Raw genomic sequence first — 20,325 nt, forward strand, 5'->3', positions numbered from 1 at the left:
TCTCTACTTCGCGGCGAGGACGTCGGTCGACGCGAACCACTCGATGGTCCGCGCGAGTCCGTCCTCGACCGGGATGCTCGGCTGCCAGCCGAGGATCTCGCGGGCCTTGCTGATGTCGGGCTTGCGTCGCTCGGGGTCGTCGATCGGACGGGGTCCGTAGGAGATGCGGGAATCGCTGCCGACGAGGGCGACGATGCGCAGGGCGATCTCGCCCAGTTCGAGCTCGTCGACCGATCCGATGTTGATCGGCCCGGGGTCGGTCGAGTCGGCCATCAGCAGGACGCCGGCGACGAGGTCGTCGACGTAGAGGAGGGAGCGGGTCTGAGTGCCGTCGCCGTGCATCGGGATCGAGGACCCGGCCAGCGCGGCCTTCACGAACGCCGGCACCGCGCGACCATCGTCGATGTCCATGTGCGGCCCGTAGGTGTTGAAGATCCGGATCACGCCGGTGTCGACGCCGAAGTGGCGACGGTAGGCGAAGGTGATCGCCTCCGCGTACCGCTTCGCCTCGTCGTAGACGCTGCGCGGGCCGTGCGGATTGACGTTGCCCCAGTACTCCTCGTGCTGCGGGTGCACGCGCGGATCGCCGTAGACCTCGGAGGTGGAGGAGAGGACGAAGCGCGCGCCGTCGCGCTTGGCCACCTCGAGCAGCGCCTCCGTCACCGAGGAGCCCGCGTGCAGCGTCTCGATCGGGTGCGCGAGGTAGCGCGGAGGCGACGCCGGCGACGCGAAGTGCAGCACCGCGTCGAAGGACCCGGGGATCGCCGTCGCGTTCACCGCGTCGTCCTCGACGAAGGTGAAGCACGGTTCGCCTCGGAGCGTCGCGATGTTCCGGATCGTCCCGGTGATCAGGTTGTCGAGGACGACCACCTCATGACCCCGGCGCAAGATCTCGGCTGCGAGATGGGATCCGAGGAAGCCCGCCCCGCCCGCGAGGAGGAACCGTCGTCTCTGCTCGACCACTGCGGGCTCCATCATCGCTCGTCGTCCGTTCCGCGGGCTCGGAAGGACAGCCCGAAATGCTAGCACGCGGCATCCGAGCGGGACTCGAGCGGCTGGGCTATCGTCGTCCCGGCCGCGCGACCAGGAGCGTCGGCCACGACGGAGGACTGTGACCACGCGCGAGCTCAGCTCATCCACCGCCACCGGCCGTCGTCGTCCCCGAGCGGACACCCTCGTGTTCTGGACGCTCGCGGTGGCCGGCCTGGTCCTGCGCATCCTCTTCCTGCTCAGTCCCGGGCACGTCTTCGACACCGACCACGCCACGGTGTTCCTGATGGCGAGGCACGTCGCCGAGGGCGAGATCCCCGCCTTCTTCTGGGGCCAGTCCTACGGAGGCACGCTCCTCCCGATCACGGCCGGAGCAGCGATGGTGGTACTCGGATCCCATGTCGAGGTGCTCGCGGTCGTCTCGGTCCTGTGGTTCCTCGGCGCCGCGATCCTGCTGAGGCACATCGTCGCCCGCGCAGGTGGAGCACTGGCCGGGACGACCGCCGGACTGCTGTTCTGGTTCCCCGGGGTGGTCATCCTGACGGTCAGCACGAGGGATCCGGGCTTCTACGGTCCGAGCCTGGTGACGGCGCTGGGCCTCATCGCGATCGCCACGGCTCCGCTGACCCGGCCGTACCTGTCCTGGATCGGAGCGGGCCTGCTCGGCGGACTCGCGCTCTGGTCCTCTCCGATGAGCCTGGCACTCGCCGCACCGGCCGCGCTCTGGTTGGTGCTGCGCGACATCCGGCACCCGCTCCGTCTCGTGATCGGGGCGTGCGCTGCGCTCGCGGCGGGCGCGCCCTGGATCGTGGAGGCGCTCCGCTCCGAGGGGGCGACGGAATCGCTCGGCGGGGGCACCTGGAAGCCCACCTTCCAGAGCGTCGTCTCTCTCTTCGACTCCATGCTCCCGGCCGCGTTCGGCGACGCCGTCGACCGCACCTTCAGTGCGGGCGTGGGCTGGGCGGCGGCAGTCCTGCTGGTCGTCCCACTGATCGTCGGCTTCACCGTCCGCAAAGCGGGCCTGGTGCTCCTCTCGGTCGGATCCGCCCTCGTCGTGACGGTGCTCGTGTACGGCGCGGGCCTGGATCTGGCTCCGGACTCCGTGCGCTACTCCGCGTTCCTCGCTCCGGGACTCGCCGCCTCCCTCGGCTGGCTCGTCTCGCGATGGCGACCACTCGCCGTCGCGGCGGTGATCGGCGCCGTCGCGTTCACGTCGATCGGGGTCTGGGATCGCTCCGATCGGTTCACGATCGACACCTCAGCGCGCTTCGACCCCGCTCTGCGACCGGTCGCGGAGCTGCTCGGAGCGCGCGGTGAGGACCACGTCTACGGCAACTACTGGTTGAGCGCGACGTTGACGGCTTCCACGGACGAGGAGATCACCGTCGCTCCTCTCGTCAACCGGCGCTATCCGCCCTACGAGGATCTCGCCGCCTCCGAGGACGCACCCGTGATCGTCGTCGACACCGGCCGGTTCAACGACGTCGAGCTCGACACATCGACCGTGCTCCCTCCCCGGGAGCGGGTCGAACTCGGGAGGTACACCGTCTACTTCTTCTCGGACGGGTTCGACGTGTTCGACCAGCCCTGGGGACTGTTCTGACCCGACAGGACTGGTCCGGGCTCAGCCCGGGAAGCCGTGCAGCTCGAGCGTCTTCTCGGCGCTGCGGTCGATCGCGTCCGTGAGGATCCGCTCTCCCGGAGTCCCCTCGTAGTCGTAGATCTCGAAGTCGCCGCACGTCGTGACCTCGGCGGGCGTGCCGAGGACCTGGACCGACTGCTCCGTCACATGGCCCCACGGATCGACGATGACGTACGAGTAGTCCTTGTCGACGTAGGTCGCGACGTTGATCATCCAGTCGTCGACCGAGAGGTCGCCCCGCACCTGGAGCACGTCGCCGCGCTCGTCCGCGTAGACCTCCCACTGCCTGGTGATCCAGAAGGATCCGACACCGGACTCCTCACGATCGCCGATGGTGTCCTCGAAGCACGTCGCTCCCGAGTACGTCGCTCCCGTCACCATGCGGATCACCGGCGGGAGGGAGACGGCCCCGGCCACGACGACGAGGACGGCCACCGCCGAGGACGCGCCGACCATGAATCGCGCGAGGCTCCGCCGGTACTCGGCGTAGGGCACGACCAGCATCGAGAGGCGGAGCACGTGGATCACCACCGGGATCATCCCGAGCAGGGGGAACACGAAGATCGGCAGCAGGTAGCGCGTCGTCTGCGAGCCGGTGACGAAGAAGCCGAGCACCATCGTGACGAGCGAGAGCGTCGAGAACGCAGTGAGGAACAGCTCGGCTCCCGAGACGGTGCGACGCAGGGACGGCCTCGTCTGCGCGAACAGCGCGTAGAGGAAGAAGCCGACCGTGACGACGACGACGGCTCCCCACAGCAGGAGCTTGAACATGCCGACCGAGGTCGAGGCCAGTTCGGCGATCGTGTTCCCGACCAGCGTGATGCTCGACGGGATCTTCTCGATGTCCATGTACTTGTCGAGGGCGATGGCGAGGTACTGCTCGACGAAGCGGCGCCCCCAGAGGCCGAGGAGCGCGGAACCGCCGTTGACCGCCGCGAGCAGGAGGAACCCGCGGGTGGTCAGGTGCCGGGCGAACCACATCACGACCAGCGTCAGTCCGAGTGGTGCCGTGACCTGGAGGAGGTAGAGCGGGTCGCAGAGGGTGACCGCGGCGGTGACGGCCCCCGTGACCACCGTCGCCGTCACCGTCCGCGTGCTCCCCCAGGCGGCGCGCCGGAAGGCCCGGGTCAGCCAGAGCGTCAGCGCGAGGACGGACAGCCCGATGATGATGACGCCCTGGTAGTACGTGTTGAAGAGGTAGAGCGTCGCGATCGAGGAGCCGTTGATGTTGGGCTGCGGCTCGAGCAGGCAGATCACGGCGTAGAGGCCGATCGCGCCGAGGGCGACGGAGATCTCGATGAACCGGTGACGGCTCCGCTGCAGCGCGAGGCGCGCGATGACCCGCGCGAAGGCGTAGAAGAGGAGCAGATTGACGATGCCGTTGACCACGATCGCGGCGCGCGGATCGCTCACCACCAGAGCGATGGCCGAGTAGATGACCAGCTCCGGGAAGAAGAAGAGCTGCGACGAGAACACCCAGTCGAAGGGCTCTCCCGCGACGATCGACGAGTGCAGCAGCGGGAGGACGAGGGAGTCGCCGCTGTACAGCAGGACGGCGCTCCACTCCGACGCCGCCATGCGGGCCAGCACGACCAGAGCGGTCGAGACGACGACGACGACCGGCGCGAGTTCGATCAGGAGGCGCTGCCACAGCGGCGCACGGAGCGCGGGGGGCGACGCGCGGGGCGCAGTTCGAGTCATCGGACGCAATCGTGGCACACTGGCCGGACGGTTCCGCTCCCTCGGCATCGCGAGTCGCCTTTCGACCGCTCCCTCACGCCGGTCACGGCGGCACCGCACAGGCCCCTCCTCGAGGAGGAACAGACCCCCGGAGGACCGGACGACGGTCGCGGCCGCCTCCCGCACCCCGACCGAGAGATCCCCACCGCGTGACGAGACTGTTCGAGAAGCAGCAGGTGCGTTTCCTCGCCGCCGGATCGGTGAACACGGCGATCGACTTCGTGCTCCTCAACATCATGACACTGGCGCTCGGCGCCCCTGTACTGATCGCGAACTCCGTCTCGGTGGTCTTCGGCATCTGCCTGTCCTACGTGATGAACCACTTCTTCGTCTTCCGCTACCCCGACCGGGTGACCGTGAAGCGCTTCCTGCAGTTCTTCGCCGTCACGGGTTTCTCGTCGCTGGTCATCCAGAACGTCATCATCTGGCTCTTCGAGATGCTGTTCGGCACGAGCTTCGGGCGGTCGCTCCTCTTCCTCGGCTCGGACGCCGACAACAACGTGCTCGCCATCAACTTCGCGAAGGCAGTCGCTGTGTTCGCCGGGCTCGTCTGGAACTTCGCCTTCTATCGGCTCGTCGTCTTCCGATCGAATCGCGGTTCGTCGATGGACGACGCCGGCGCGAAGGAGGTCGGTGCCGCGGGGACCCGTGCGGACCAGCCCCTCCAGCAGGAGAGCCGCCCGACGACCGTCGATCCGATCGACGGCCGTCCCGAGCCGAGACACTAGGCTGTTCGCCGCACGGGGGCAGACGCCCCGCCCCGGACGAGAGAAGCGATGAGCCAGACCCTCCGACACACGACCGAGTCCGAGCACCGGCCGGGTCCGGCCCGGAGGCACCGCGGCGCACTCCTCGATCTGGGATGCGCCCTGGGGGTCGGTCTGGTCGCCCTCGTCGCCGCGATCATCGCCCTGCGCCTGTCGCCCGCGGATCTCGGGCGGCGCTGGACCTCGGGGAACACCGGCGACATGGTCGCGCACTACCTCGTCGCCGCGGGGGCGAAGGACTGGACGCTGTTCCTGCCGAACCCCTCGATGGGATTCCCCGGGACGCAGAACCAGTGGTTCACCCCGATCTTCGACTTCGAGTCGATCGGCGTGCTCTCCGCGCTGGCTCTCGTGCTGCGGGATCCGATCGTGATCCTGAACGTGTTCCAGCTGTCGGGGTTCGCCCTGGCCGGCATCGCCGGCTACTACCTCTTCCGCGCGCTCCGCATCCGCCGCTCCGTGGCCGTGCTCTTCGCCCTGATCTTCGCCCTGATGCCCTACCACTTCGAACGGGTCGCACTCGGGCACGCGTTCGTCGGGATGTACTGGGGGGTCGCCCTGCTCGGCATCCTGATCCTGGTCGTCGCGTCTCCGACGCTCGATCCCTTCGCGCGCTGGGTCGACCGCGCGCCGAGCCGAAGCCGATGCGTCCTGCGCCGGGCTCTCCCGGTGCTCGGCCTCACGTTCGGCCTGTCCGTCTCGAGCTCGTACTACTTCGTCTTCGGCTGCATCCTCCTCGGCGGCATAGTCCTCTTCCGGGCGATCGCGATCCTGATCGCAGGATCGGGATGGCGCGAGCTGGTCTGGCCCGCGCTGACCGTCGTCTCGCTCGTCGCCTTCATCGGCGCGCAGCTCGCGCTGCTCTCCCTCGACTTCGGCGAGCGGTACGCCTCCTACTTCGCGGAGCGTCTGCCGTTCCAGTCCGAGCAGCACAGCGGCAAGATCACGAGCCTCCTGCTGCCGTGGGACGGATCGGGATTCGGCCCCCTGGCCGAGCTCTCGCGCGGGTACCAGCAGAGCACCACGGTCTCGCCGACCGCCGAGCCCACGGGAACGCCGCTGATCGCCGCCGTGGCGATGATCCTCCTCGTCCTCTTCCTCCTCGTCAGGGCGGTTGCCCCCGTCCGCACCGGGTCCACCGGTCCGACCGCGCGCTTCCTCGGCGACGAGCGCGCGCGCGTCCTCGCCGGCGTGTATCTGTGGGGACTCCTCTTCTTCGTCGTCGGCGGTCTCGGCTACGTCTTCGCCGCCGTGGTCACCGGCGAGATCCGCGCCTGGGTGCGCCTGTCGGTCGTGCTGTCGACCGTCGCCCTGATGTTCGCCGCTGTCCTGCTCGACACGCTGCTCCGGCGTCGGCTCCCCCTGGTGATCGCGATCGTGGGCATCGGACTCGTCGCGGGCGTCGATCAGCTGGGAGGAGCGAGTGTCGGTGCAGACCTCTCCCCCGTCGACGACACGGCACTGCGCGCGGCCGTCTCCGCAGCCGAATCGGAGTTCGCCCCGGGGTGCGGCATCGTGCAGCTCCCGCTCCACGGCTACCCGGAAGCCGGCGCCGTGGGCGGGATGGGCGATTACGACGAGGCCCTCCCCTACCTCTTCAGCTCCGACGACTCCGCGCTGCGCTGGTCGTACGGGGCGGTCACCGGCACCCGCTCGGCCGACTTCTGGGCGGACGTGACGACCCCGGAGCAGTTCGGAGCGGCCGTCGCCGAGAGCGGAGCGTGCGGCCTCCTGGTCGATCAGGCGGCCTACGGTGACGACGCGGCCGCTTGGGCGCCCTTCGTCGACGCCGCGACCTCCGCGACTCAGCCGGTGATCGAGTCCGAGGACGACTCCCGTCGCTACCTCTTCTTCCGGGTGAGCTGACTCCGCCCGGAGGAGCCCCCGTTTCCGGATCAGTCGACCCTGAACACCAGCCATCGGCCGGACGACGACTGCGCCATCGGGTCGAGACCGCCGGTGGCGGCGACGACCTCGTCGAACCACGCGCCCTCACTGTCCGAGTAGGCCGCAGTGTCGACGAGGAGGGCGCAGGCTCCGCTCTCCCGGACGGCGGCGGCGAAGGTCTCGGCATCGGCCGCGTCGTCGAAGACGTCGAAGCCGGGGGTCCCCTCGACCGCTCCGTAGCTCCAGCGCAAGTCCTCACCCGCAGTGAAGAGGTACGGGAGCGCCTCGTCGTAGTCCCGCATCGAGCCGATCGCACCGCTGTCGGGGAAGCTCTTGACGGGGAGCTGCACGACTCCGCAGCCGTCGGCCAGGTCGGCGTCGACCGCCGCGACGAAGGACGAGATCTCCGCGTCGTCGGCGGGAGCGAGCGGGACCATCCGCCTCACGCCCACTCCCTGATCGAGGACGACGAGGACGCAGACGAGGACGACCGCGAGCACGCGAGCACTGCGGTGGCGCAGGCGCTGCAGCACGAGGGCGACGGCTCCGAGTGCGAGCACGATGAGCACGATCGAGAGCCGCGACCAGGCGCGGATGGTCGTGCCGGCGAGGAGGGCGACTGCCATGCCGAAACCGGTGACGACGTAGAAGAGCAGCGTCCAGAGGGCGGCGACCGCGAGCACGCGGACACGATCGTCCGAGACGAGACGGCCGATCCCGGTCACTCGCAGAGCACGTCCTCCCACGATCGCGATCATGGGCAGTGCCGCGAGGAGCAGGACGAGCCCGGCGATCCCGAGCACCGGCATCCCCGGCGGCTCGGTGGTCTTCGCCACTGCGGTCGCGTTCGCGTAGATCAACGGCAGCGCTCCGAGCTTCGGCACGCGGGTCCCCTCCCACGGCAGGAACAGCGGGAGGATCTTGCCTGCGAAGTTCTCCGACTCGCCGAGTCCTCGATCCTCGAAGTACGGGGCGTATCGTCCGCCCCAGTCCGCCGAGAGGGCGAGCAGCTCGAGGCCCACCGCGACGACGAGCACTCCGAGAGGCGCCGCACGGGCGAGCACGGCTCGCCGACGCTCACCCGAGGCGAGCGAGGCGGCGGCGCCGAGGAGCCAGACTCCGCCGAGAACGATGATGCTGAAGACGTAGTAGTAGCCGCCCGATGTGGCGATGAGGACGGGAAGGAGAACCGTCGGGACTGCCGCGCGCGCGATCCGCGAAGCACCGGTGCCCCGCCGGATCCAGCTGCGGAACGGGTCTGTGCGCTCGCCGGCGGCGCAGAGCAGGAGTATGCCCAGCAGCGGTACGGTCCAGTAGTTGGCGAGGAAGGCGTGGCCGGCGCCGATGCGCAGGAAGTGATACGGAGCGAGAGCCAGCACGACGGCGACGAGAGCCGAGACCCAGGGCGAGGTCCTCAGGCAGCGGAAGAACGCGTAGCCCGTCAGTGCGACCGCGAAGAAGCCGAGCAGGTAGTAGATGTTGAGGAGCGCGAAGCCGTCCTCGACGACGAGTCCGAGCAGTGCGACGAGCACGGCGGAGGCGAGATCGAACTGCGCCGTGAAGAAGGCGTTCAGCCCCTCGGGAAAGCCGAGAGCGCCGTTGACCGAGAACGGGAAGGACTGGGTGGCGCTGCGGAACAGGGTGTAGTGCAGGATCTGGTCGTCACCCCCGACGGTCCACCGCTGTCCCAGGGAGGTCGGCGTGACGCCGAGGGCGAGGACGCCGCCGAGGAGGCTGATCACGCCGGCGCCCGTCGCCCACGCCGCCTCCCTCGCCGCGCGGGCGAGGAAGGCGGTCCGGGCCGCACCGGTCCGTGTCGCGATGCGCGTGTCAGAGTCCATGATCCCGATCCGCTCTCTCGATGCTGTCGGAGACGATCCCGTTCAGGATCGTCTCGCCGTCCGTCCCGGCGTAGTCGTAGATGTCGAAGGTCGGGCAGTCGACCACCGCGCTCGGCTCCCCGAGGTGGGCGAGCGCGAGGGCCGACCAGTCGGGATCACGGTCGGCCAGGACGAAGGAGAAGGTCGTGTCGCGATACGCGGCCGTGTTGTTCATCCAGAGCTGAGCAGTGAAGTCGAAGTTCACCTGCTGCACGTCGAGCGACGGCGGCCCGTACAGCTCGAGTGGGCGCGCTGTCCAGAACGAGGCGACACCGGACCGCGTGCGGTCCCCCAGCCAGTCCTCGAGGCACTGCCGCTCCGGGGTCGAGCCCGCCCGTTCGGCGGCCACGGCGAGCGGAGGCGCGGAGACGGCGATCCCCGCCGCGAGCGCCGAGACGGACAGCCCCGCGCAGACGAGGGCTCCGCGGCGTGACGCGTCGCCGGAGTTGCGGCGCTTCACTGGCAGGTGGCGGGACACCCGCCGCGCTGACTCACCGCACAGAGGCACGACCAGAAGCACCGGGAACGCGGCGAGAGGGAGGAGGTACCGGCTGACAAGGCTGCCGGTGACGACGACTCCCAGCAGAAGGGACAGGCAGGAGACGACCACGAACAGCGCGACGGCGGTGCTCGACGTCGAGACGCTTCCACGGCGCGGCTCCCTCGACTGCGTGGCCAGCGCCGCGACGACCGTCAGTGCGGCGAGCACGAGCAGGAGGCCGACCACGAGGAGCTCGATCTTCCCGCTGGTCGCCGACCCGACGACGCGCATCTGCAGGATGAAGGCGTCGACCGCTTGACCGGCGCGCTCCAGGTGCAGGTAGGTCGAGGCGTCCACGGCGATGAGGCTCCGCGCGAGCCCGCGCGACGCGTAGCCGAGGACCGCCCCGACGAGGAGGACTCCACCGAGGACCGCGGCGGTGCGCCGGGACATCCGCGCGAGCACGAGCAGGAGCAGGAGAGTCACGACCGCGGGTGCGGTGAACTGCAGGGCGAACAGCGGATTCGAGAAGGTCGTCGCGGCCGAGACGGCGAACACCGCCGCGAGACAGGTCCACCGTCTCCGCCGATCGTCGACCAGCCCGGAGGCGAAGCCCCGCGTGACCCCGCTCATCAGCGCGAGGATCCAGACCCCCGCGAGCGCGACGCCCGAGTAGTAGGTGGTCAGGAGGATCCCGCCGGAGAACGCACCGACGTTGATCAGCCCACGCCCCTCCGTCGCCGCGAGGAGCAGGAGAGTCGCGGTGGCCGCGGCGGAGGACCCGACGCGCAGTCCTCTCGAGCGATCGACGAGCACTCCCGAGGCGAGCAGCCGGGCTCCGCCGTAGAACACGACCGCGTTCACGACCGCGTTCACGATGAGCGACGTCTGGATCACGCCACCCGCCAGCGCGACGCTGAGGAGGTAGAGCGGCAGCTCGGGGAACACGAGCAGCTGGCTCGTCATGACCCAGTCGAAGGGCTCGCCGCGCTGCACCGACTGGAGGAGGAGGGGCAGGGCGAGCGAGTCTCCATCGGAGAGGAGGTACTCGACCCACGGCGTCGATGCCAAGTGCGCGAGGACGGCCAGCGCGCCGGCGACGACGAGGAGGAGCCCGGACGCCTCGACGAGGAGAGGCCGCGATCGACCCCCTTCCTCCGCCCTCATCGCTTCCCGTCGCGCCCGAACCGGATGCGCAGGACGAGCAGGAGGCTCTGCACCAGAGTGTTGCCGGGGATCTTCGAGGTGCCCTCGGTGCGGTCGAGGAAGACGATCGGGATCTCCCGCGTCCTCCTCGCAGCCGTGACCGCGCGGTGCTTGAGCGCGATCTGGAAGCCGTAACCCGTCGCGTCGACCGTCTGGAACGCGATCCTGCGCAGCAGCTCGGCGCTGAAGAGGTTGTAGCCACCGGTCCAGTCCGTGAGCGTGGACCCGAGGAACAGGCGCGTGTAGATGTTGCCGCCCCGGCTGAGGATCTTGCGGTCGAGTGTCCAGTCGGGAGTGCCCCCGCCGGGGATGTAGCGGGACGCCACGACGAGGTCCGCGCCCTCACGCACCTCGCGGAGGAAGTCGGAGACGTACCGCGGATCGTGCGAGAGGTCCGCGTCCATCTGCAGGATGTAGTCGGGGGCGTCCTCCGCCTCGAGCACCTGGGCGAACGACCAGATGTACGCCGCTCCCAGGCCCTCCTTCTTCGCCCTCTCGAGGACGGACACCGAGAAGTTCCCGGTCGCGAGCTCCTCGCCGATCGTCCTGGCCCTCCCCGCTGTCCCATCGGGCGACGAGTCGTCGACGATCACCGACCGGATCAGGGCGTCGGGGTTGTCGGCGGCGACGGCAGCGATCCGGCGGAGCAGTTCGCCGATGTTGTCCGCTTCGTTGTAGGTGGGAGTGACGATCGTCAGGGTGAGCATGGAGAGCCAATTCGACTGCAGAGGACGGAACGCTGGACGCGCGACGGGCGGTCGCAGAGTATCAGCGTCCGTCGGAGCCTCGCGGTTGATCGCGGGCTGGTCGCCGTTCGAGCGGTTCTCAGATTCGGAGCGCTTCGTGCACCTCCGCGTTCAGACACGACGGATACCGTCGGCCCGTCGCGCTCGCGCATCAGGGCGCCGGAGGAGGACACGTGGCGAGTCGAGCGGGATCGAGCGGGTGGCGGGACTCTCAGACGGTGCGATTCCTCGCAGCGGGCTCGCTGAACACAGTCCTCGACTTCGCGATCCTGAATGCGCTGACGCTGCTCGTCGGTCTGCCGGCCCTGGCGGCGAACGTCGCCTCGGTGACGGTGGGCATCTCGATCTCCTACCTGCTCAACCACTTCTTCGTCTTCCGCCAGCGCGGCCGACCCTCGGCCGCCGCGTTCGGCGTGTTCTTCCTCGTGACAGGCGTCAGCTCGCTCCTGCTGCAATCGCTCGTCATCTACGGCTTCGAGGTCTTCTTCGGCACGACGTTCGGACACTCTCTCCTCTTCCTGCCCAGCTCGGGACAGAACGCGGTCCTGGCGATCAACGCGGCCAAGGCCGCCGCCGTCCTCGTCGGCCTGATCTGGAACTTCTGCATGTACAAGTTCGTCGTCTTCCGCCGGCCCGGCGAGCCGGAGCTCCCGCTGATCGACACGGCGTCCGGCGCGGCCGTCGCTGCCGGAACAGCCCCTCTCGACGTCGTCCGCTGAGAGGAACGGGCCTCCCGGGAGGCTCCGAGGCTGCGTGCTAGCCTCGATGAGTTCTTCCGACGGAGCCTTCGCCCGTCGACACCGCACCCCCGGAGGCTCCCATCTCTCGCTCGACGTTGCCCATCGCGGTCGTCGTCGTCACCTACTTCTCGGGTGAGGTCCTCCGCGCCTGCCTCGAGTCGATCCCGGAGGCCACGGAGCACGACGTCCACGTCGTGGTCGTCGACAACGCGACGACGGACGACTCCGTGCGCCGCGTCGTCGAGATGCGCCCGGAGGTCGTCTTCTACGAGACGGGCGAGAACCTCGGCTACGGCAAGGCCGTCAACTACGCCGTGAACCGGCTGGGCCCGGAGTACGAGTGGATCCTGGTGACCAACCCGGACACGGTGTTCCTGCCCGGATCCATCGACGCCCTGTACGCCGCCGCCTCCGCCGACCCCCGGATCGGGTCGATCGGCCCGCGCATCCTCGACTCGGACGGCACCGTCTACCCGTCGGCGCGGGCGCTGCCCTCCCTCGGGACCGGGGTGGGCCACGCCCTCTTCGCGCACCTCTGGCCGGGCAACCCGTGGTCGGCCCGCTACCGCCGCTCGCGCGCCGTCGGCACTCTCGAGCACGGCAGCATGACGGCCGGATGGCTCTCGGGAGCCTGCGTGATGGTCCGGCGCACCGCCTTCGAGCAGATCGGCGGCTTCGACGAGCGGTACTTCATGTACTTCGAGGACGTGCAGCTGGGCGACTCGCTCGGTCGACGCGGCTGGACGAACGTGTACCTGGCCGACGCCCTGGTCTCGCACCTGGGCGGGCACTCGACCCGGCTCGCATCGGCGCGGATGCTCGCCGTGCACCACCGGAGCGCCTACCTGTACCTCGCGCAGAGGTACGGCGCCTGGTACCAGGCGCCGATCCGGCTGGCCGTCCGGCTCGGGCTCGGCGCGCGCGTCGGACTGATGCGCCTCCGGCTGGGCCGCTGAGCCGGGCGCTCCCCAGCCGCTACTCGTCGAGTCCGGCGTAGTACGCGCGCGCCTCGTCCCAGGTCGGGAGGAGCCCCAGCGCCTCGGCTTCGGCCAGCGTCGGCGCATCGGTGTCCTTGGGCGACAGCAGCAGCTCGCCCGCCTCGTCCGGGAACCGCAGGCCGATCTGCTCGTCGAGCGGGTCGATGCCCTTCTCGCGCTCGGGATCGAAGGTCGCATTCACCAGGTACGACACCACGGCGCCCTCGGTCAGCGCGACGAAGGCGTGCCCGATGCCCTCGGAGATGTAGACGGAGCGGCGGTCGACGTCGTCGAGCAGGATCGTCTCCCACTGCCCGAAGGTGGGCGATCCGACTCGGATGTCGACGACGTAGTCGAGCACGGCGCCCGAGAAGCACGACACGTACTTCGCCTGCGACGGCGGGATCTGCGCGAAGTGGATCCCGCGCACGGTGCCGCGGCGCGAGACCGAGGTGTTGCCCTGCCGGAGCGTCAGCGGATGTCCCACCTTCTCGGCGAGCCGATCGAAGCGGTAGAACTCGAAGAACACCCCCCGATCGTCGGGGAACTGCCGCGGGGTGACCTCGTAGACGTCGGGGATGTCGAGTTCTCGGATCTGCACGGGACGAGTGTAACGAGCGCGTGGGCGGCCCTGACGCCGTGTGCCGGGCGGTGCGTCCCGTGCCTGCGGAGCGCGCCCCTCCGGCATGATGAGGGGGTGACCTTCCTCCTCACGGGCGCCGCAGGAATGCTCGGCACCGACCTCCGCACCGCCCTCGGCGACCGTCCCCTCACGGCCCTCGGCCGACGCGATCTGGACGTCACCGACCTCGACGCCGTCCGCGCTGCGGTGGCCGGGCACGACGCGGTGCTCAACTGCGCCGCCTACACGCGCGTCGACGACGCGGAGAGCGACGAGGACGAGGCGCGACGAGTCAACGCGCTCGGCGCGCAGAACCTCGCGCGAGCGGCGGCCGAGATCGGCGCGGCGATCGTGCAGGTCTCGACCGACTACGTGTTCGACGGCTCCGCGACCTCCCCCTACGGCGAGGACCACCCGCGCCGGCCGATCTCCGCGTACGGGCGCACCAAGGCCGAGGGCGAGGAGCTCGTCCTGGCCGCGAATCCGGAGCGGGGCTACGTCGTCCGCACCGCGTGGCTCTACGGCGAGCACGGCGGCAACTTCGCGAAGACGATGGTCCGCCTCGCGGGCACTCACGAGACCCTGAGCGTCGTCGACGACCAGCGCGGGCAGCCGACCTGGACGGGCGACCTCGCCGCCCGCCTGGTCGAGCTCGTCGACTCGGGAGCGCCGGCGGGCGTCTACCACGGCACCAACGCCGGAGAGACGACCTGGTACGGCTTCGCCCGCGCGGTCTTCGAGAAGGCGGGGCTCGACCCCGAGCGGATCCGCCCGACCGACAGCGGCGCCTTCGTCCGCCCGGCGCCGCGCCCCGCCTACTCCGTCCTCGGCCACGACGGCTGGGGCCGGGCGGGCCTGCCTCCGCTGCGCTCCTGGGACGAGGCACTCGCGGCCGCACCGATCGAGGCGGTCCGACCGTGAGCACCGTGCTGCGCGTCGTCGTCGACCAGATGCTCGCCCGCGTGCCGGGCGGCATCGGCCGCTACACGGAGGAGCTGACGCGCGAGCTCATCGCGACCGCGCCCCGCGACTGCGAGGTCGAGGCCGTCGTCTCCGCCTACCCGCCCGAGAAGGAGGAGGAGCTGCGGCAGCGGCTGCCCGGGCTCGCGCGGATCCACCGGCTCCACCTGGGCCGCCGCGAGCTGTCGCGCGCCTGGCAGTACGGCATCGGCATCCCCGCCGGCGGAGGCATGATCCACGCTCCGAGCCTCTTCGCGCCGCTGCGCAGCCACGAGGGCCGGGACGGCGAGCAGATCGCCGTGACCATCCACGACACCGTCCCGTGGACCCATCCCGAGACCCTCACCCCGCACGGGGCGAAGTGGCACCGCGCCATGGCGAAGCGGGCGCGCAAGCACGCCGATGCCGTCGTCGTCCCCACCCACGCGGTCGCCCAGCAGCTCTCCGAGGTCCTCGACTTCGGCGACAGGCTGCGGGTGATCGGCGGAGCGGTGGGCTCGGGTCTCGTGCTCCCGGACGACGCCGAGGCGCGCGCCGTCGCGCTCGGGCTGCCGGCCGAGTACGTGCTGAGCGTCGGGACCCTCGAGCCGCGCAAGGGGCTCGTCTCGCTGATCGCCGCGTTCGGCGGCGCCTCCGCCCCCGCGATCCCGCTGCTGATCGTCGGACCGACCGGCTGGGGCGAGCTCGACATCGCCGCCGTCGCCGACGAGCAGGGACTTGACGAGCACCGCGTGCGCGCCCTCGGCGTGCTGAGCGACGCCGACCTCGCCGTGGTCCTGGACCGGGCCACCCTCTTCGTGTACCCCAGCATCGCGGAGGGCTTCGGCCTGCCGGTGCTCGAGGCGATGCACTTCGGCGTGCCGGTCGTCCACTCGGACGACGCGGCCCTGCTCGAGGTCGCGGCCGACGCCGGAGTGGCCGTCGAGCGCGGCGACGCGGAGGACTACCCGGAACGGCTGGCCCTGGCGATGAGCAGCGTCCTCTCGGACCCTGCGCTCCGCGAGCGGCTGTCGGTGGCCGGACGCGACCGCGCCCGGGCGTTCAGCTGGCGGGACTCGGCCGAGCGGGTCTGGGCGCTGCACGCCGAGATCTGAGCGGCGGCCGCGAGGCCCCGTCGAGATCGTGCTCGACCGGCTCTAGTTCCCGGAGTCGTCCGGGAACAGCGCCTCGTGCACCATCGACCGGACGACGTTGTAGTCCGGGTCCTCGGGGTCGACGGTCGGCGGAGTGAGCTCGACGCTCTCGATCGGCTGCGACCTCGTCTTCAGGCCGAGCTGCACGAAGTAGCCGAGCATCCCCTGGGGCACGTCCGTCTTGATCACCTGCGAGCCCGCCTCGGCCACGTCCTGGAACTTCGAGAGCACGTTCGCCGGCTCGAACTGGCGCACCAGCGCCTCCTGCACCTGGCGCTGCCGCTCCATCCGGGCGTAGTCGTCCGAGGTGATGCGGGAGCGCGCGTAGGCGAGGGCCTGCTCGCCGTTGAAGTGCCAGTCGCCCGGCTCGATCCACTGGTTCACGCCGTAGGGCACGCCGTCCGAGTCGAGGAGCCCGCCCAGTGGCAGCGGTTCGTCACCGTCGTAGGTGATGTCGACTCCTCCGAGCGCGTCGATCAGCTGGGCGAAGCCCTCCATGTCGATCAGCGCGTAGTACTGGATCGGCAGGTCCAGGATCGACTCGACGGCGTCCCGCATCGCCTCGATGCCCGGCTCGCTGCCCTCGGCGACCGCGTCGGGGTAGAGCTCCGGGTTCTTCAGCTCCACCTCGGTGTAGATCGAGTTCAGCTTGCACACGCTGACGTTGCAGTCGCCCCAGTTGTAGCCGTCCGGGTAGAGCTCGTGCATCGGACTGTCCTCGGCGAAGGGGACGTCGCGGAACTCGCGCGTCACACCGATGATGGTCGCCGTACCGCTGGACGCGTCGATGCTGACGACCGAGATGCTGTCGGGACGCAGCCCCTCGCGGTCCTCGCCCGCGTCGCCGCCCAGCAGCATGATGTTGTACCGGCCGTCGACCGGAGCCTCCATCGCTCCGCCACCGAAGATCGAGGAGAGCGTGCCGCGGGTGACGCCCAGGAGGTAGGTGCCCGCTCCCGCCGTGCCGACGGACACCGCCATCAGTGCGATCGTCGCGAACGCCAGCACTCCGCGCATCCTCGGCCGCACCCGCACGACCCGGATGAGCCGCAGGGTGTCGAGGGTGAGCACGAGCCAGACCACCGCGTAGATCACGAGTGCGGCCTGGAGGGCCAGCATCGACAGGTCGAAGGTCGCGAGCGTGTAGAGACCGGTCGGGAAGACGAAGTAGAGCACGACCGCGAGCAGCAGTGCGGTCCAGAGCGCGAGGGTGAACGCCAGGCCGAGGCGGCCCAGCCGGCGGTTGCCCGCCAGGACCTGGGCCGATCCGGGGACCAGGAAGTTGCCGACGAGCAGCCACCAGGCGCGCCGCGTCATGAAGGTGCTGGAGCGGACGTCGGGATGCCGCAGCGGCAGGGACACCGCCGTCACAGGCTCGCCACCAGGGCGTCGTTCTTCGCGGCGACCTGGGTCTCGAGGTCGGCGGCGAACGCGACGAGGCGCTCCGAGAGCGCGTCGTCGGCCGTGGCGAGGATCTTGACGGCGAGCAGCCCGGCGTTGCGGGCTCCGCCGATGGACACGGTCGCGACGGGGACGCCCGCGGGCATCTGCACGATCGAGAGGAGGGAGTCGAGGCCGTCCAGGCGCGCGAGCGGCACGGGCACGCCGATGACGGGCAGCGGAGTCACGGCCGCGAGCATGCCCGGGAGGTGGGCGGCGCCGCCCGCACCGGCGATGATCGCCTTGAGGCCTCGGGAGCGCGCGTCGCGGCCGTACGCGATCATCGCCTCCGGGGTCCGGTGGGCCGAGACGACTCGGACCTCGTGGGCCACGCCGAACTCCGTCAGGGTCGTCGACGCGGCCTGCATGACCGACCAGTCCGAGTCGGAGCCCATGACGACGCCGACGACCGGCGCGGATCCGTTCACGAGCGCATCCGCGCTCACGGTGGGGTCTCCGGCGGGGGCGGGGGTCGTCAGTCGGCTCGTCACGGCCACCATGGTACGTGTCAGTCGGTGAGAAGCGCCGCCGCGGCTCGCGCCTCGTAGACGACGCTCTCGAGCTCGTCGCCGGTCGCGTTCACGTGGCCGACCTTGCGGCCGGGGCGCGGCTGCTTGGAGTAGTTGTGCACCTTGACGCCCGGGTGCTCCGCCAGCACGCGGGGGTAGCGATCGGTCAGCGACTCGCCCTGCGGTCCGCCGAGCACGTTCACCATGACGGTCCACGGGTCGCGGCAGCCGGTCGCTCCGAGCGGCAGGTCGAGGACCGCGCGCAGGTGCTGCTCGAACTGCGAGGTGGTGGAGCCGTCCATGGTCCAGTGACCGCTGTTGTGCGGCCGCATGGCCAGTTCGTTGACCAGGATGCGGTCGTCGGTCGTCTCGAAGAGCTCGACGGCGAGGACGCCGGTGACGCCCAGGCGCTCGGCGATCGACTCGGCGATCTCCGCCGCCATCGCGGCGACGCGTCCGGCGGAGGCGGGAGCAGGGGCGAAGACCTCCGCGCAGACGCCGTCGCGCTGCACGGACTCGACGACCGGCCAGAGCACCGTCTCGCCGGAGGGGCGGCGGGCGACGAGCTGCGCGAGCTCCCGCCGGAAGTCGACGAGCTCCTCGACGAGCAGGGAGCCGCCGCGACCGTCCTCGGCGAGCGCCTCGAACCAGTCGTCGGCCTCCGCGGCGCCGCGGACGACCCGCACGCCCTTGCCGTCGTAGCCGCCGCGGGCCGTCTTGACGACGGCACGGCCGCCGTGGTCGTCGAGGAACGCGGCGAGCTCGTCGGCCGAGGACACCTCCGCCCAGTCCGGGACCGGCAGGCCGAGATCGGAGAGCCTGCGCCGCATGAGCAGCTTGTCCTGCGCGTAGAGGAGGGCGTCCGGGCCCGGATGCACGGGGATCCCGCGGGCGACGAGCTCGCGCAGGATCGGCTGCGGGACGTGCTCGTGGTCGAAGGTCACGACGTCGACGGTCTCGGCGAACGCGAGCACCACCGCCTCGTCGCGGTAGTCGCCGACCTGCGTCGCCGCGAGCGCCGCGGGAGCGCCCTCGGTCTCGGCGAGGACGGCGATGTCGATCCCTAGCTCGACGGCCGCGGGGATCATCATCCTGGCGAGCTGGCCGCCACCGATCACGCCGACGCGCATGGCGCTCCTCCGTCTCCGCCCGCTGGCGCGGGGCGGCTCCATGGTACCGACGCCCTCACTCGGGCCGCACCGGGTCCTCCCACGCCGGCAGCGGCCGCGGCGACGCGGCGATGGCGTCGCGGAGCACGATCGCGGCGAGCCCGGGATCGGGCAGGTCGCGCAGCACGAACACCTCCGCGCCGTCCTGCTCGATCACGACGTCGGCGCACCGGGCGAACCGCTGGGTCACCGACCGCGCGACCCGGACGCTCATCCGCGGATCGAACACGACCTCGGCGCGCCGGACGCCCACGAGGCCGCGCCGCGCGTGCAGGGCGCGCGTGGTGATCCGGTAGCGGATCCCCGCCGAGCGCAGCGCCGAGGGGGCGCAGAGCAGGAGCACCAGGACGGCCGTGCCGAGCGCGATGATCCACCGCTGGAGCCCCAGGTCGAACTGAGCGGCGAAGTAGAACCCCGACCAGGTGAGGAGGAGGAAGCCGATCACCGGGGCCACCGCCTTCCTCGCCCGAGGGGTCAGCCGCGCGAGCTCGAGCTCGGGTGCGTCCGTCGTCATCGCCCCCTCCTCACTGCCGCAGGTGGGTGACGTCGCCCGCCGAGAACGCGCGCGGTCCGTCCGCGAGCTGAACGACGAGCCGACCGTCGGCGTCCAGCTCGAGGGCGGTCCCCTCGTGCACCGAGCCGTCGGGGAGCTCCACGCGTACGCGGAGGCCGAGGGTGCCGCAGCGCTCGCGCACGGCGGCGGCGGTGCCGGCCGCCTCGGCGTCGCGCAGCGAGAGCAGGGGTGCGAGCAGGGCCGAGAGCTCGGTGAGGTACGCCGCGAGGACGGCGTCGGCGTCGGTGGTCCGGGCGCCGGCGAGAGCGAGCGAGGTCGCGGTCGGCACGGGGAGCTCGTCCTCCGTGAGGAGCAGGTTCACGCCCGTTCCCAGGATCACGCGGCCGTCGGGGAGCCGCTCGGCGAGGATGCCGGCGGTCTTGCGGCCGTCGAGGAGCACGTCGTTGGGCCACTTCACGGCGACCGGGAGTGCGACCAGCGGGGCGAGCGCCCGGGCGAGCGCCGCACCCGCGACCAGCGGCAGCCATCCGGAGGCGCCGGCCGGAAGTCCTGAGGCGTCGACCAGGACCGAGACGGCGAGGGTCCGACCAGCCGGTGCCTGCCAGACCCGGCCCAGGCGGCCGCGGCCGGCCCGCTGGTCGTCGGTCGCCACCACCGCGAGGTGCGGCCACTGGTCCGGCGCGCGGGTGGCGTACTCGCGGAGCACGTCGTTCGTCGAGCCGGCGTGCTCCTCCCACAGCACCTTCGGGGACACGGAGCGGGAGAGCGGGAGCTGCATGCCGCCACGGTACTCGCGCCCTCTCCGAGGAGCCCGGAGGCGGGAGTCCTTGTGCGGATCCTCCCGCGCGGCAGGCCGCTCCCTGTGCCCTCACGACAAGGGGGGCGCCCCTACCCCCGCCGGTAAGGTGAGCGGGTGACCGCG

General features: G+C 70.8%; 18 protein-coding genes. 7 read left to right on the forward strand and 11 right to left on the reverse strand.

Features of this window, described 5'->3' with window-relative positions; genetic code table 11:
- Positions 1-3: 3 nt before the first annotated feature.
- A complete protein-coding gene (locus LRG51_RS05290; RefSeq protein WP_230671534.1) occupies positions 4-978 on the reverse strand; it encodes an NAD-dependent epimerase/dehydratase family protein in 975 nt (324 codons plus the stop codon).
- A gap of 133 nt (positions 979-1,111) precedes the next feature.
- Here LRG51_RS05290 and LRG51_RS05295 point away from each other — a divergent pair, with 133 nt between their 5' ends.
- Complete coding sequence (locus LRG51_RS05295; RefSeq protein ID WP_230671536.1) at positions 1,112-2,593, forward strand: hypothetical protein; 1,482 nt, start codon at positions 1,112-1,114, stop codon at positions 2,591-2,593.
- 21 nt (positions 2,594-2,614) lie between these two features.
- Here LRG51_RS05295 and LRG51_RS05300 read toward each other — a convergent pair whose 3' ends face one another.
- Positions 2,615-4,333, reverse strand: a complete 1,719-nt coding sequence (locus LRG51_RS05300; protein ID WP_055788123.1) for a hypothetical protein — start codon at positions 4,331-4,333, stop codon at positions 2,615-2,617.
- Positions 4,334-4,521: 188 nt separating this feature from the next.
- Here LRG51_RS05300 and LRG51_RS05305 point away from each other — a divergent pair, with 188 nt between their 5' ends.
- Positions 4,522-5,100 carry a GtrA family protein gene (locus LRG51_RS05305; protein WP_230671538.1) on the forward strand — a complete coding sequence of 193 codons (579 nt, stop codon included), beginning with the start codon at positions 4,522-4,524 and terminating at the stop codon, positions 5,098-5,100.
- Positions 5,101-5,148: 48 nt separating this feature from the next.
- Complete coding sequence (locus LRG51_RS05310) at positions 5,149-7,005, forward strand: hypothetical protein (protein ID WP_230671540.1); 1,857 nt, start codon at positions 5,149-5,151, stop codon at positions 7,003-7,005.
- Between the two features lie 29 nt (positions 7,006-7,034).
- Here LRG51_RS05310 and LRG51_RS05315 read toward each other — a convergent pair whose 3' ends face one another.
- From LRG51_RS05315 to LRG51_RS05325, 3 genes are read right to left on the reverse strand one after another with little or no spacing between them, the layout of a single operon-like run.
- Positions 7,035-8,867 carry a hypothetical protein gene (locus LRG51_RS05315; RefSeq protein WP_055788119.1) on the reverse strand — a complete coding sequence of 611 codons (1,833 nt, stop codon included), beginning with the start codon at positions 8,865-8,867 and terminating at the stop codon, positions 7,035-7,037.
- On the reverse strand, positions 8,857-10,554 hold the full coding sequence (locus tag LRG51_RS05320; protein WP_055788116.1) for a hypothetical protein: 1,698 nt from the start codon (positions 10,552-10,554) through the stop codon (positions 8,857-8,859). Before LRG51_RS05320 ends, LRG51_RS05315 begins: the two co-directional genes overlap by 11 nt.
- On the reverse strand, positions 10,551-11,300 hold the full coding sequence (locus LRG51_RS05325; RefSeq protein WP_055788112.1) for a polyprenol monophosphomannose synthase: 750 nt from the start codon (positions 11,298-11,300) through the stop codon (positions 10,551-10,553). Before LRG51_RS05325 ends, LRG51_RS05320 begins: the two co-directional genes overlap by 4 nt.
- A gap of 257 nt (positions 11,301-11,557) precedes the next feature.
- Here LRG51_RS05325 and LRG51_RS05330 point away from each other — a divergent pair, with 257 nt between their 5' ends.
- Both LRG51_RS05330 and LRG51_RS05335 read left to right on the forward strand, forming a co-directional pair.
- A complete protein-coding gene (locus tag LRG51_RS05330) occupies positions 11,558-12,058 on the forward strand; it encodes a GtrA family protein (protein WP_230671542.1) in 501 nt (166 codons plus the stop codon).
- Positions 12,059-12,174: 116 nt separating this feature from the next.
- Positions 12,175-13,035 (forward strand): glycosyltransferase family 2 protein, encoded by an 861-nt coding sequence (locus tag LRG51_RS05335; protein ID WP_230671544.1) that lies wholly within the window; start codon positions 12,175-12,177, stop codon positions 13,033-13,035.
- A 19-nt stretch (positions 13,036-13,054) separates the two neighbouring features.
- Here LRG51_RS05335 and LRG51_RS05340 read toward each other — a convergent pair whose 3' ends face one another.
- Positions 13,055-13,657 (reverse strand): dTDP-4-dehydrorhamnose 3,5-epimerase family protein, encoded by a 603-nt coding sequence (locus LRG51_RS05340; RefSeq protein WP_055788102.1) that lies wholly within the window; start codon positions 13,655-13,657, stop codon positions 13,055-13,057.
- A gap of 96 nt (positions 13,658-13,753) precedes the next feature.
- On the opposite strand from LRG51_RS05340, the gene rfbD reads away from it, so the two are divergent.
- Entirely contained in the window at positions 13,754-14,599 is an 846-nt protein-coding gene (rfbD, locus tag LRG51_RS05345; RefSeq protein WP_157603070.1) for a dTDP-4-dehydrorhamnose reductase, read from the forward strand.
- Positions 14,596-15,732 carry a glycosyltransferase family 4 protein gene (locus LRG51_RS05350; RefSeq protein ID WP_230671546.1) on the forward strand — a complete coding sequence of 379 codons (1,137 nt, stop codon included), beginning with the start codon at positions 14,596-14,598 and terminating at the stop codon, positions 15,730-15,732. The genes rfbD and LRG51_RS05350 overlap by 4 nt, the downstream gene beginning before the upstream one ends.
- Positions 15,733-15,774: 42 nt before the next feature.
- Here LRG51_RS05350 and LRG51_RS05355 read toward each other — a convergent pair whose 3' ends face one another.
- From LRG51_RS05355 to LRG51_RS05375, 5 genes are all read right to left on the reverse strand, one after another.
- Entirely contained in the window at positions 15,775-17,133 is a 1,359-nt protein-coding gene (locus LRG51_RS05355; RefSeq protein ID WP_230671548.1) for an LCP family protein, read from the reverse strand.
- A 5-nt stretch (positions 17,134-17,138) separates the two neighbouring features.
- Positions 17,139-17,606: a 5-(carboxyamino)imidazole ribonucleotide mutase gene (gene purE, locus LRG51_RS05360; protein WP_055789047.1), complete on the reverse strand. Its 468-nt coding sequence runs from the start codon at positions 17,604-17,606 to the stop codon at positions 17,139-17,141.
- A 113-nt stretch (positions 17,607-17,719) separates the two neighbouring features.
- Complete coding sequence (locus LRG51_RS05365; RefSeq protein ID WP_107574809.1) at positions 17,720-18,850, reverse strand: 5-(carboxyamino)imidazole ribonucleotide synthase; 1,131 nt, start codon at positions 18,848-18,850, stop codon at positions 17,720-17,722.
- Between the two features lie 55 nt (positions 18,851-18,905).
- A complete protein-coding gene (locus LRG51_RS05370; RefSeq protein WP_055788099.1) occupies positions 18,906-19,403 on the reverse strand; it encodes a PH domain-containing protein in 498 nt (165 codons plus the stop codon).
- A gap of 10 nt (positions 19,404-19,413) precedes the next feature.
- Entirely contained in the window at positions 19,414-20,181 is a 768-nt protein-coding gene (locus LRG51_RS05375) for a biotin--[acetyl-CoA-carboxylase] ligase (protein ID WP_055788096.1), read from the reverse strand.
- Positions 20,182-20,325 lie beyond the last annotated feature (144 nt).

The organism is Rathayibacter sp. Leaf248 (assembly GCF_920939495.1).
Taxonomy (GTDB): Bacteria; Actinomycetota; Actinomycetes; order Actinomycetales; family Microbacteriaceae; genus Rathayibacter; species Rathayibacter caricis.